Genomic DNA, 9,427 nt, shown 5'->3' on the forward strand with positions numbered 1-9,427 from the left:
CCTCGACCGCGGACGTTCCCGGTCCGGCTCCCTGGACCGTGCGCGGGCGCGCCTGCGGTACCAGCACGGTACGACCCGCCACCTCCGAACGGAACCGGTTGACCGGCTGGGGCGCGTGTGCTACCCGGGTTCGTCGCTGCCCGAGTCGTCGTCCGCGTCGCCCGGCACCACTGCCCGGGACCACGCCGAGTCCGCGGTCGTGCTGGTGTCCGGGGGCTCCGGCGTGAGCACGAGTCCGGAGCCGGACGTCGCCGCGGCGTAGAGGTCGTCGAGCCAGCTCCGGTTGATCGAGGGCACGCGGCTGCCGGAGAACTTGAAGTGCAGGCTGACGTCCGGATGCAACCAGATCGAGCTCCGGCCGTCACCGTGGACGACGTCGTCCTTCCACGAGAACACGAACCGGTGCTCCCGCCGCAGCATGTTGACGATCACGATCTGCAGGTGTGTGAGGGCTCGGTCGTCGACGCGCAGGTCGAGCGGCTCTCCGTCGTAGATGAGCTGACCCATGCGTCCTTCTACACCGCAGCCCTTGTGCACGAGCAGCGACCGGCGTAACGTGCAACCTAATGGTTGTACGAACTGCACTGAGCGACACCGAGGTGGACCGGGTCTTCCACGCCCTGGCCGACGCGACGAGACGCGACATCGTCCGCCGCACCCTCGTCGCGGAGGCGACCGTGAGCGAGCTCGCGGACGCCTACGCGATGTCGTTCGCCGCCGTCCAGAAACACGTCACCGTCCTCGAAGGAGCAGGACTCGTGACCAAGGAGCCCCGTGGCCGCACGCGCATCGTGCGCGCCGCACCCGAGCAGCTCGGCCGCGCGCGCGACCTGCTCGACGCCTACGGCCGCCTCTGGCGCGGCCGGATCGACCGACTCGACACCCTGCTCGCCGACGACGACGGGCACTGACACCACACGAGGAGCCACCATGCCGGTGACCAGCGTCCGCTCCGACCCGGAAGCCCTGACGACGACCCTCGTCGCCGACTTCCCCGCGCCCGTCGAACGACTCTGGGGAGCGTTCACGGATCCACGTCAGCTCGAGCGCTTCTGGGGACCGCCCGCCTTCCCCGCCACCTTCACGCACTTCGACCTGCGCCCCGGCGGTCGGGCCCACTACCGGATGACCGGCCCCGACGGCGAGACGCACCACTCCGTCTGGCTCGTCACGGCGGTCGACGCACCGTCCCGCCTGGCCTTCGACGACCTGTTCGCCGACGAGCACGGCGAGGTCGACACCTCGCAACCGCCGAGCACGAGCGTGCTGTCGTTCGAGCCGACCGAGACCGGCTCACGTGTCCGGATCGTCACGACGTTCCCCACGCTGGAGGCGCTCGAGACCCTGATCGCGATGGGCATGGAACAGGGCTACACCGAAGCGTTCGGGCAGCTGGACCGGGTGCTCGCCGACCTGCGCGAGTACGCCCTCGGCAAGGGCACCGTCACCGTGCTCGTCGACGACACCCACGCGCGCATCACCCGGGCGTTCGACGCACCCCGGCACCTGCTCTGGCGCGCGCACACCGAGCCGGAGCTCGTGCGGCGCTGGCTGCTCGGCCCCGACGGGTGGGAGATGACCGTGTACGAGAACGACCTCGTCGTCGGCGGTCGGTTCCGGCAGGCGTGGGCACCCGTCGGCGACACCGAGGGCGAGCCGTTCGGGTTCGAGGGCGAGAACCTCGTCGTCGACCCGGAACGGCGGATGGTCACGACCGAGCGGATGACCGGCGCGCCCTTCCCGGCGAACGTCAACGACCTGCAGTTCGACGAGGCCGACGGCGTGACCCTGCTGACGCTGCTCGTCACCTACCCCGACCGGAGGCAGCGGGACGCGGTCCTCGCCACGGGGATGACCGACGGGATGGAGGCCAGCTACCAGCGGCTCGAGCGCGAGGTCCTCGCCGCGATGGTGTGAGCCGGGCCCGGCGGGGGCGTCAGGCCGGCGTCGTCGCCTCGTAGTGCCGGGCCCCGCCGCGCACGCCCGCGAACCGGAACGGCGCGGTCGTGACGCGGGGCCGCTCGACGTCCTCGCTCGTGGCAGCACCGGCGGCGTGGAGCGCCCGGTAGGCGTCGACGGTCAGCGGGACACGGGCCTCGAGCAGCTCGCGGACGCGACCCTGTCGGCGGTGCTCCCGGTACGCCGGCTGCACGATGCCGGTGATCAGCTCACCGACACTGCCCGAGCCGTAGCTGAACAGCGCGATCCGCTCCCCCGCGAGGTCGTCGTCGAGGTCGAGCAGCGCCGCGAGCCCGATCCAGAGCGACGCCGTGTACGTGTTGCCGGTCTGCTTGTTGTACGTGAACCCGATCGCGAGGTCCGACTCGTCGAACGGGACACCGACGTGCTGGGTGAGCTTGCGGTGCGCCTTGATCGCCATCTTCGTGAAGGGCTGGTGGTGGACGAAGCGGAGGATGTCCGCGTACCCCGGACCACCCTGCGCGGCGAGGTCGTCCCATGCACCGACGAAGGCGTCGACGTAGGCACTCACCGACAGCCGACCGTCGACGAGCGCGGTCGAGCGGTCGTTCGGTCGCCAGAAGTCGTCGACGTCGGCGGTGAACACACCAGCCGCGGGCTCGAGCTCGACGAGGTCGGGGTCCGCCGACACGAGGATGGCTGCGGCACCGGCACCCTGCGTCGGTTCGGCGGCCGTGTCGACGTCGTAGCGGGCCACGTCGGCGGCGATGACGAGCACGCGCTCCCGCGGTGCCCGGGCGACGATCCCGAGGGCGAGCTGCACCGCCGCGGTCCCGCCGTAGCAGGCCTGCTTCAGCTCGACGACGCGGACGTTCTGCGGCAGACCGAGCAGCCCGTGCACGAACACGCCGGCCGCCTTCGACTGGTCGACGCCGGACTCGGTGGCGAACAGCACCGTCCGGATCCCCTCGACGCCGTGGCGGTCGATGATCTCCTTCGCCGCGGCGGCGCCCATCGTGACGATGTCCTCGTCCGGAGCGGGCACGCTGAACGCGTCCTGCCCGATGCCGACGTGGTACTTCGCGGGGTCGACCCCGAGTCGTTCGGCCAGGTCGTCGAGCTCGAGCACGTGGTGCCCGGTCGCGACGGCGAGGTCGTGGATGCCGATGCTCGTCATGCCGCACCTCCGGCGGGTCGGGAACCGCGGCGTTCCATGGCGACGTGGGCCGCCATCAGCTCGCCGGGGTTCGTCTGGGCAGCGAGCAGCGAGAGCTCGCCGCAGAGGACGGTGGCGGCGCACAGGGCCGCCAGCCGTCGCGCGTTCGCGCCGGGTTCGCGTTCCTCGCGGCAGCCGAGCCGGACCAGGGCGTCCTCGACGACCGGCAGGTCCCCGCCCTTGCCGTTGCCGACCGTGCCGACGATGAGGTGCGGGAGCGCCGTCGAGAAGTAGAGGTCGTCGCCGCGGGCCTCGGCGTACGTGATCCCCTGGGAGCCCTCGACGATGTTCGCGGCGTCCTGCCCGGTCGCCAGGTAGAAGCCGAGGAGCATGTTCGCGTAGTGGGCGTTCGCCGAGCGCAGGGCACCGGCGATGGTCGACCCGACCAGGTTCTTCGCCACGTTGAGCTCGGCGATGCGCGCTGCGGACGAGCGGAGGCGCTTCTCGACGACCTCGCCCGGGATCACGATCTCGGCGATGGTGTTCCGGCCGCGACCGCGGATCCCGTTCACCGCGGTGGCCTTCTTGTCGGTGCAGAAGTTGCCCGAGACGCTGACGTACCGCAGCCCCGGCTCCCACTCGAGGATCGCGGGCAGGAGCTTGTCGGCAGCCTGCGTCACCATGTTGTGCCCGGAGGCGTCGCCCGTGGTGAAGGCGAAGCGCAGGAACAGCAGGTCCCCGACGATCTCCGGGTGCACCTCGATGAGCTTCGCGAACCGGCTCTGTCCGGCGACGATCGCCTCCAGCTCGGCCTGCCGACCGAGGATGCGTCCCGCGGCCACGTGCGCCGCTGCGGCGCTGTCGGCGCGGACGACCACGGACCGCGTCATGCGCTCGTCGACGACGGTCGCGACGATGCCGCCCTCGACCATGCGCGACACACGCGCACCGCGGCCCACGGACGGCCACAGCGGCGACTCGTACGTGGCGAGCGGCACCTCGTGCTCGCCCTCCACCGCGTTGCCGCTGATGCGGATCGGCCCCACCCACTTCGTGGGGATCGGGGTCAGCAGGTCAGTCATCGACGCTCCCTTCGGGCGCTTGCACCGCGACGCTGAGGTGTCTGATGTCGTGCGCCTCCCAGGCGCGGTGGATGCCGGCGAGGTCCGTGTCCGCCGGGACGAGCGCGATGCCGCAGTCGCCGCCGCCGGCGCCGGACGGCTTCGCCGCCCCGCCGGCCGCCTCGACAACGTCGCACAGGGCCGCGAGTCGTTCGGTCTCGATCTGCGACCCGACCGATTCACCCAGCCGCTGCAGCAGCCCGCGGGCACGTCGCAACGCGCCGAGCGTCCGTTCCGCGTCGCCGGTCTGGAGGCCCGTGGTGAGGTCGTCGACGCAGGCGCGGCTCTCGTCGAGGAACGCCTGGTACCCGCCGTTGCGGTGCCGACGCACGACGCCGACCAGCTTCGTGGTGGACGCCGGCGAACCGGTCCAGCCGACCAGGAGCTCGAGGTTCTCCGGCGCGGGCAGGCGTTGGACGTCGAAGCCGTGCCACGCCTCGGCGTCACCGAGGATCTCCGTCACCGTCCGGCTGTCGAGCTGGGCGGCGAGGCGTTCGCGGTCCGGGGCGCTGTAGCGCAGCCAGCCGCCGAACGTGCTCGCGGCGAGGTCGCCACCGGACGCGCGCGGGTTGACGCGGATGGTGGCGAGCAGGGCGACCTGGAAACGCTTCCGCTGCGACAGCCCGAGGCCGTAGAAGCGGTCGAGGGCACCCACGGTCGCGACGGTCACCGCCGCCGACGAGCCGAGCCCGAACTTCCGACCGCTCGCGTCGTCGAGCTGGCTGGAGATGCGGAGGTCGTGGAACCGCGGCGCGATGCCCTGCTCCTGCCGGAGCTTCTCGACGAGGTCGATGGTCGCCATCACGTAGTCGTACGGGTGGTGCTCGGTGTCGAGCGCGATGCCGTCCTCGGCGCGGGTCCAGGTGAGCGGGAGGTGACCGTACTCCTCGGAGTGCACGCTGCCGGCGCCGTGGCCCTCGCTGACCCGGGCGGTGATCGCACGGTCGAGGGCGATGAGCACGGACGGCTGCCCGGGCTCGACGACGGCGTACTCGCCCGCGACGAACAGCTTGCCGTGGGCACGGAACTCGATCACTCGGCGCTCTCCTCCGGGTCGGGGGCGACACCCGGCTCGGGCGTCCCCGTTCCTTCGGAGCCGACGAGGCGCGCGCCTGGTCCGGTGCCGGACTCGATCACGTCGCCGAAGCCGGACAGGGCGGACGCGACGGCACCGCGGTCCTGGGGCTGCGTGAGGACGACCACGTTCGGGCCGGCGTCGGCGGTGGCGTACGCCTCGGTGCCTGCGGCGCGGAGCTCGGCGACGGCGTCGAACACGGCGACGCTGCGCGCGTTGAGGTAGCGGATGGGCGGGAACGCGCCCTCGATCGTGGCGTGCATGCGGAGCGCGTTGCTCTCGGTCAGCTCGCCGATGCGCGTGAAGTCACCAGCGGCGCAGGCGGCGAGCATCTCCCCGACCGTCTCGGTGGTCGAGGTGACCCAGGCGGGGTAGAACGGCGACGTCGCGATGGTGCGCCGCATGGCCTCGCGCGATCCGATCGGCTTCGGGCCGGCGTCGATCGTCACGACGACCATGGCCATCGGCGGGGCCGGGATCGGCTCCGCGAACGACCCCTCGTCGTCCCCGGCGTGCCAGACGGCGACCCCGCCCGGGATCGACCGGGTGGCCGAGCCCGAACCGCGACGGGCGAGGCGGGACAGGTCTCGCGGGGACAGGTCGAGCCCGTAGGCCGCGGCGGCAGCCGTGGCGAGTGCCGCGAAGCCCGAGGCGCTCGAGGCGAGTCCGGCGCCGGTCGGGACCGTGTTCTCGGACACGACGCGGGCAGGCGCGGTGGAACCGGCCAGCTCCCGCACCAGGTCGAGGAACTGCTCGACCCGCACCAGGGCGCCGTCCTCGACGACGGAACCGTTCAGGGTCAGGGTGTCCCGCGCCTCCTGGCCGTGGACGCCGTCGAGCAGCGTGACGGACGTCGTCGTCGGGAACACGTCGAGTCCCATCGAGACGCTGCCCGTGGCGGGCAGCGCGAGGGACGCGTCCGCCTTGCCCCAGTACTTCACGAGGGCGATGTTGGGGTGCGCGACGGCGGTGGCGGTCATCAGGCGCGGTCTCCGATCGTGGTGGTCCAGGTGGCTGCGGCACCTGCGCCGCGCAGTGCGGCCGCGATGCGGTCCGCGTGTCCGGTGTCCTCGGCGAGTGCGAGGACGCATCCGCCGCGGCCACCGCCGGTGAGCTTCGCGCCGAGGGCTCCCGCAGCACGTGCGGCGCCGACGAGCCGGTCGAGGTCGTCGCTCGACACGTCGAGGTCGGTGAGCAACTCGTGCGCGGCGTCCATCGTGGCACCGAGCGCCTGGGCGTCGCCGTCCACGAGCGTCCTCCGCGCGCGGCGGGCCAGGTCACCGAGGCGCTCGATGACGCCGTCGATCGTCGACGGGTCCGCGTCGTGGCGTCGGCGGACGGCGGCGACCGCCTCGCGCGTGTGCCCGGGCACCCCGGTGTCGGCCACGACGAAGGCGAAGCGGGCACCCAGCTCGACCGGTTCGACCCGTCCGGCCTCGAACCAGACCGGTGCGTCGGCGACCACGCCGCGCGCGTCGAGGCCGGACGGGCGTCCGTGGGCGACGCGTTCGCACTCCTGGATGAGGTCGTGGTGCGTCTCGGGGTCGAGCGTCTCGTCGAGCGCGTCGGCGACCGCGGCGGTCACGGCGGCCGCGACGGCGGCACTCGATCCCATCCCGCGGGCGGTGGGCACCTCGCTGTCGACGCGGACGTGGAACGAACGGTCGGTGACCCCGAAGCGTCGGAGGGTGGCGGTGACGGCCGTGACGGTGGGCATCACGGCGGCCGGGGCCAGGTCGAGCGGGCCGGTGTGGACCGCCGACTCGAGGTGGTGTCCGGCACCGTCGTCGGTCGGGGTGACCGTGGCGACGACCCGGGCGTCGAGGACCGGCAGGACGAGCGCGGGTGCGCCGTAGACCACGGCGTGCTCACCGATCAGGATCGTCTTGCCGTGGGACGACGCCGTCCCGGTGCGGCGGGTGGCGCCGGCTCCAGGGGTCGTTGTGTTGTCGTGGTCGTTGCTGGTCATCGTGGGTCACGTCAGCCTAACCGTCCGGGCCATGCGTGCGCTCGGTGCTGTCCGTACCCCGACCGGACGCCAGCCGTGAGCCCGAGCGGATCGATTGTGCGCAACTTGATCGTGTGCAATGCTGAACCCGTGCCCGTGACCGACGAGATGGTGTGCTTCTCCCTCTACGCAGCGACCCGAGCGACCACGCAGGCGTACCGGTCGCTGCTCGAGCCGTGGGGTCTCACCTACCCGCAGTACCTCGTGCTCGTGACCCTGTGGATCGAGGGTGACCAGACCGTCTCCGGACTCGGCGAGCACCTCCAGCTCGACTCGGGCACGCTCTCGCCGCTCCTGCGCCGCATGGAGCAGGCCGGCCTCGTCCGCCGGGAGCGCCGGAGCACCGACGAGCGGATCGTCACGGTGACCGTCGGCGACCGCGGTCGGTCCATCCGCCCCGAGCTCGCACACGTCCCGGCCGCGATCGCCGCCGGGATGGGCCTGCCGGACGAACGGGCCGCCGCCGAACTCATCGCGACGCTCCACCGACTGACCGAGACCATGCACGCCGCCGCCGGGCGCTCGCCGGTGCCGGCCGAGCTCACGCGCTGAGCGACAGTCCACGGGCTCGCGCGCCCGTGAACTGTCGCCCAGCGCGGAACGTCGCGGCGCCGCGACCGCGCACGCGCCGCCGCGACCGCGCACGCCGCCCCGCGACGCCACGACCCACACGACCCCACGAAGGAAGGAACACCATGGAAGCCCTGTACACCGCCGAGGCCCTCTCCACCGGCGCCGGCCGCGACGGCCGCGTCGCCACCAGCGACGGCTCGTTCGCACTCGACCTCGCCATCCCGAAGGAGATGGGCGGCTCCGGCAACGGAACGAACCCCGAGCAGCTGTTCGCCGCCGGCTACGCAGCGTGCTTCCACTCGGCACTGCAGGGGGTCGCCCGCAGCCAGAAGGTGAAGATCGAGGACTCCTCCGTCGGCGGTCGCGTGCAGATCGGCCCGAACCGCCAGGGCGGCTACCAGCTCGCCGTCCTGCTCGAGGTCGTCCTGCCCGGGCTCGAGCACGACCAGGCCCAGGCCCTCGCGGACGCCGCGCACCAGGTCTGCCCGTACTCCAACGCGACGCGGGGCAACATCGACGTCACGATCACCGTCTCGGAGGACTAGTCCATGAGCTCCACCCCCACGACCATGCGCGCCGTCGTCCACGAGACCTTCGGCGAACCCGCCGACGTCCTCACCGTCGCACAGCGGCCCGTCCCGCAGCCGGGGCCCGGGCAGGTGCTCGTCCGCACCGTCCTCTCCCCGATCCACAACCACGACCTCTGGACGGTCCGCGGCACCTACGGGTTCAAGCCCGAGCTCCCCGCCGCCTCGGGCACCGAGGCACTCGGCGTCGTCGAGGCGCTCGGCGAGGGTGTCGACCGGCTCCAGGTCGGCCAGCGTGTCGCCGGCGGTGCGTTCGGCGTCTGGGCCGAGTACTACCTCGCCGACGCCGCCGGTCTCGTCCCGGTGCCCGACGCGATGCCGGACGACGCCGCGGCACAGCTCGTCTCGATGCCGTTCAGCGCGATCAGCCTGCTGCACTCGCTCGACCTGCACGAGGGCGACTGGCTGATCCAGAACGCCGCGAACGGTGCCGTCGGCCGGATGGTCGCGCAGCTCGCCGCCGCCCGGGGCATCAACGTCGTCGGGCTCGTCCGCCGCGCCGCCGGCGTCGAGGAGCTGCGGAGCCAGGGCATCGAGCGCGTCGTCGCCACCGACACGGAGGGCTGGCAGGACGAGGTCACGGCGATCACCGGCGGCGCCCCGATCGTCGCGGGCGTGGAGTCGGTCGGCGGGAAGGCCGCGGGCGACATCGCCTCCGTGCTGGGCGAGGACGCCACGCTCGTGGTGTTCGGCGCGATGGCGTCCCCGACGCTCGAGATCCCCTCCGGCAAGGTCATCTTCGGCCAGCTCACCGTGAAGGGCTTCTGGGGCAGCGTGGTCTCGAAGACCATGCCCGCCGAGACGAAGGGGCAGCTCTTCGGCGAGCTCATCACGCGCGTGCTCGACGGGTCGCTCACGCTCCCCGTCGCCGACACGTTCGCCTTCGAGGACGTCCGCGACGCGGTCCGCGCCTCGGACACCGCCGGCCGCGTCGGCAAGGTGCTCCTGCGCCCGTAGCGCGAGCGACGAACGGACGGGAGGCGCGGT

At 72.5% G+C, this 9,427-nt stretch carries 11 protein-coding genes; 5 read left to right on the top strand and 6 right to left on the bottom strand.

Features of this window, described 5'->3' with window-relative positions; translation table 11 throughout:
- Positions 1–120 precede the first annotated feature (120 nt).
- The gene (locus ACTJKO_RS05055; RefSeq protein WP_440686328.1) at positions 121–507 is read right to left on the bottom strand and encodes a DUF7882 family protein; all 387 of its coding nucleotides are present in this window, start codon (positions 505–507) and stop codon (positions 121–123) included.
- A 59-nt stretch (positions 508–566) separates the two neighbouring features.
- On the opposite strand from ACTJKO_RS05055, the gene ACTJKO_RS05060 reads away from it, so the two are divergent.
- A complete protein-coding gene (locus ACTJKO_RS05060; RefSeq protein WP_440686330.1) occupies positions 567–911 on the top strand; it encodes an ArsR/SmtB family transcription factor in 345 nt (114 codons plus the stop codon).
- Positions 912–930: 19 nt separating this feature from the next.
- Positions 931–1,917 carry an SRPBCC family protein gene (locus ACTJKO_RS05065; RefSeq protein WP_440686332.1) on the top strand — a complete coding sequence of 329 codons (987 nt, stop codon included), beginning with the start codon at positions 931–933 and terminating at the stop codon, positions 1,915–1,917.
- A gap of 19 nt (positions 1,918–1,936) precedes the next feature.
- On the opposite strand, the gene ACTJKO_RS05070 is transcribed toward ACTJKO_RS05065, so the two are convergent.
- Genes ACTJKO_RS05070 through mvk form a run of 5 tightly spaced genes read right to left on the bottom strand, consistent with a single transcriptional unit; the run spans position 1,937 to position 7,241 of the window.
- Complete coding sequence (locus ACTJKO_RS05070; RefSeq protein WP_440686334.1) at positions 1,937–3,097, bottom strand: hydroxymethylglutaryl-CoA synthase; 1,161 nt, start codon at positions 3,095–3,097, stop codon at positions 1,937–1,939.
- The gene (locus ACTJKO_RS05075; RefSeq protein ID WP_440686336.1) at positions 3,094–4,158 is read right to left on the bottom strand and encodes a hydroxymethylglutaryl-CoA reductase; all 1,065 of its coding nucleotides are present in this window, start codon (positions 4,156–4,158) and stop codon (positions 3,094–3,096) included. The genes ACTJKO_RS05070 and ACTJKO_RS05075 overlap by 4 nt, the downstream gene beginning before the upstream one ends.
- The gene (locus ACTJKO_RS05080; RefSeq protein WP_440686338.1) at positions 4,151–5,233 is read right to left on the bottom strand and encodes a phosphomevalonate kinase; all 1,083 of its coding nucleotides are present in this window, start codon (positions 5,231–5,233) and stop codon (positions 4,151–4,153) included. The genes ACTJKO_RS05075 and ACTJKO_RS05080 overlap by 8 nt, the downstream gene beginning before the upstream one ends.
- Positions 5,230–6,252 carry a diphosphomevalonate decarboxylase gene (gene mvaD / locus ACTJKO_RS05085; protein WP_440686340.1) on the bottom strand — a complete coding sequence of 341 codons (1,023 nt, stop codon included), beginning with the start codon at positions 6,250–6,252 and terminating at the stop codon, positions 5,230–5,232. Before mvaD ends, ACTJKO_RS05080 begins: the two co-directional genes overlap by 4 nt.
- Positions 6,252–7,241 (bottom strand): mevalonate kinase, encoded by a 990-nt coding sequence (gene mvk, locus ACTJKO_RS05090; RefSeq protein WP_440686342.1) that lies wholly within the window; start codon positions 7,239–7,241, stop codon positions 6,252–6,254. The genes mvaD and mvk overlap by 1 nt, the downstream gene beginning before the upstream one ends.
- 147 nt (positions 7,242–7,388) lie before the next feature.
- Here mvk and ACTJKO_RS05095 point away from each other — a divergent pair, with 147 nt between their 5' ends.
- The 3 genes from ACTJKO_RS05095 (at position 7,389) to ACTJKO_RS05105 (ending at position 9,397) form a co-directional block, all read left to right on the top strand.
- A complete protein-coding gene (locus tag ACTJKO_RS05095; protein ID WP_440686567.1) occupies positions 7,389–7,832 on the top strand; it encodes a MarR family winged helix-turn-helix transcriptional regulator in 444 nt (147 codons plus the stop codon).
- A gap of 143 nt (positions 7,833–7,975) precedes the next feature.
- On the top strand, positions 7,976–8,398 hold the full coding sequence (locus ACTJKO_RS05100; RefSeq protein ID WP_440686344.1) for an organic hydroperoxide resistance protein: 423 nt from the start codon (positions 7,976–7,978) through the stop codon (positions 8,396–8,398).
- A 24-nt stretch (positions 8,399–8,422) separates the two neighbouring features.
- Positions 8,423–9,397, top strand: a complete 975-nt coding sequence (locus tag ACTJKO_RS05105) for a zinc-binding dehydrogenase (RefSeq protein ID WP_440686569.1) — start codon at positions 8,423–8,425, stop codon at positions 9,395–9,397.
- The last annotated feature ends 30 nt before the right edge of the window (positions 9,398–9,427 follow it).

This window comes from Curtobacterium sp. 22159, assembly GCF_052045775.1.
Lineage (GTDB): Bacteria > Actinomycetota > Actinomycetes > Actinomycetales > Microbacteriaceae > Curtobacterium.